The organism is Micromonospora thermarum (assembly GCF_012034245.1).
Taxonomy (GTDB): domain Bacteria; phylum Actinomycetota; class Actinomycetes; order Mycobacteriales; family Micromonosporaceae; genus Micromonospora; species Micromonospora thermarum.
In genome coordinates, this window is the sequence record NZ_JAATEO010000079.1 from 1 (window position 1) to 1,834 (window position 1,834).

2 protein-coding genes are annotated in these 1,834 nt (G+C 62.9%); both read right to left on the reverse strand.

Annotated features, from left to right (window positions below; genetic code table 11):
- Positions 1–120: 120 nt before the first annotated feature.
- Positions 121–516 (reverse strand): hypothetical protein, encoded by a 396-nt coding sequence (locus HCJ94_RS29235; protein ID WP_168004223.1) that lies wholly within the window; start codon positions 514–516, stop codon positions 121–123.
- Between the two features lie 12 nt (positions 517–528).
- Positions 529–1,834: RHS repeat-associated core domain-containing protein (locus tag HCJ94_RS29240; protein ID WP_305070273.1), on the reverse strand; the 1,306-nt coding region annotated here is incomplete at its 5' end.

Here is a 1,834-nt window from a genome sequence, read left to right on the forward strand (position 1 = left end):
GCTGTGGCCCACGGCCATCGCGCGATCTTCGGTTGTCCTCACAAACCACCGATGATCAACGCGGTGGCCGTCCTCGTGCCCACGCCACGCCCAACGCCGAAACCAAGTGACGTTGGAGTACTAATTGGCTCGGCGATTTCTGAGCTTCTGGATAATTCTGTCGAAAAAGCCCTTCCGAGCTTCCATCAGCAGCAGCTCGTCAATCATTTCTGGCAGCGAGCGCGACCGAAGCGGGGCTCCGCTGAGCGACATCGCACTTTGAATCTTATCGGCGGCACGCTCTTCGGCTCGATCATCGGTGCGACTAATCACGACTACATCCGGCTGGATGACATCAAAGGCTAGGACATACCCTTCACTATCGAAGCCGAAGTATTCCCCGTCGACAACATCGATGGCCTCGATCCAACCTTCAGCATCATCGTAGCTCCGAAAGGCCCATACTCCACCGTTCCTGTCGAAGATCACGCAAGACGTGCGGCGAGCAGGCAGGCTTTCCTCATCCTTGGAGATCAAATTCGTCGTCCTCTACCAACGGTGCCACCAACGCCGGTCAGTATGCTTACGGTCCCAGGGGCGATGCCGGCCGATGCCCTGGCCTGGGCCTTTACCCCGCCTGTGATAGTGGGGGCGCCACTTGTCGTTAACTTTATGGTAATGAACACCAAACTTCCGCTCTCCATTATACCGGAGATCACAGCCAAACCCTCCAACATTCGGGAATCGCATACACCTAATGCTTGTCTTGCGGAAGGCCGAACGGGCGCCCCGGTAAATCCTTCCGGCAGCGACTCCCCCGCGCACCGCAGCCCCAAGGACCGTCTGAAGTTGCCAGTTGTGGAACGTCTCGTGCGCCCGCCCGATCCCGCGAGCGGCCCATCCGATAGTCCTCGCGCACCAGTTCCTCCACTTGCAAAACTTACTGACGCGCTTGCCGTCGAGGTCCGTGGCATTGACCGGGTCGGCGCACGTGTACTCGTACCCGTTGCAGCTTCCGCCGTAGATGGGGTCGACCTGGAGGAAGCGGCCGGTGGTGGTGTTGTAGAGGCGGACGCCCATCAGGATGATGCCTGACGGGGTGTCGGCCGCCCGTTGCTTGGCGCCGAGCCAGCCGTACCGCTGCGTGCCGACGTCGTCGGGGTTGCGCGGCGTGCCGTACTCGTTGGCCTCGCTGGTGCGGGAGAGGCCCTCGTCGTTGCCGTAGATGGCAGCGACCAGGTCGCCGTGCAGGTTGGTGATCTGCCAGTCGATCTGAGCGCTCTCGCTGTTGAAGATGCCGGCCATCGCCGACAGGCCGGTGACGGGCCGGGTGAACCGGTCGACGGTCTCTTGCGTCCAGGACGGGCTGTCGTCGTCTCCGTCGTAGTGGTGTACCGACTGAACTGCGATGCCGGTGGCGTTGTCGGTCCACGAGCGGACCCGCTCGCCGGTGACGTCGAGGGTGTAGTCGGTGGTCCGGCTACCCTGGGTGATCGTGTCGACCAGGTCGGTCGAGTGGTAGGTGATGGTCACATTCCCGCCCGATGCCTTGGCGGTGTCGACCGCCGGCACCGTCGTGGTCCGGCCGAGGCTGTCGTACACGTAGCCGGTGGTGTTCACCCGGTCGGCCGTGTCGTACGTCCAGGTCCGTGACGACGCCACCGTCGATGTCTGGCAGACGCCGTCCGCACCCGGGCCGTAGACGGTGGTCGAGGTGCGGTTCGATGAGGTGCTGAATCCGTAGGTGCGGGTGGTGCACTGGCCGCCGATGGTGTCGCGGATCGAGGTGAGCCGGCCGGCCTGGTCGTAGCTGTAGCTCTGCTCCGACAGGCTCGACGACCGTTCCCGCCACTGA